Source organism: Providencia rustigianii DSM 4541, assembly GCF_000156395.1.
Lineage (GTDB): Bacteria > Pseudomonadota > Gammaproteobacteria > Enterobacterales > Enterobacteriaceae > Providencia > Providencia rustigianii.
Window position 1 is genome coordinate 3,241 of sequence record NZ_GG703828.1, and the last position, 407, is coordinate 3,647.

The window sequence follows — 407 nt, forward strand, 5'->3', positions numbered from 1 at the left end:
GTACGCTTCTGACCTCGCCACATGAATTGAATTTCACGCTGCACCGTGACAAAGCTGGCTTTTCTTTTTGTGTACGCACTACCGTCTGGATTTTTTTGTTGCTGGATGCGCTTTATTTGAGATCGGCGCAAGTCACGTGTGATTTCTTTAGCCAGCTGTCGGCGCTGATTTGCAGACATACGGCTGATTAAAGCGCCTAACTCGCTATCAAGCTTACGTAATGTATCGTCACTCATCGCTCTGTTTTCCATTCATCGAATGGATTTGCCGGCTCAGAAATAGACTCAACAACCCATTTTCCCTCGTTATCGATGGCTAACACTCGCTCCGTAAGATTTAGGTCGATACTAATATCCGCGGTTTCATTATCTAAAATAACAGCTTCAAACTTAAAATCTTGATATCGC

Annotated in this window: 2 protein-coding genes; both read right to left on the minus strand. The window is 44.0% G+C overall.

Annotated features, from left to right (window positions below; all coding sequences use genetic code 11):
• A partial coding sequence (locus tag PROVRUST_RS18625; RefSeq protein ID WP_006816471.1) for a phage virion morphogenesis protein occupies positions 1–236 on the minus strand: 236 nt, incomplete at its 3' end.
• Positions 233–407: phage tail protein (locus PROVRUST_RS20425; protein WP_006816472.1), on the minus strand; the 175-nt coding region annotated here is incomplete at its 5' end. The genes PROVRUST_RS20425 and PROVRUST_RS18625, both read right to left, overlap by 4 nt.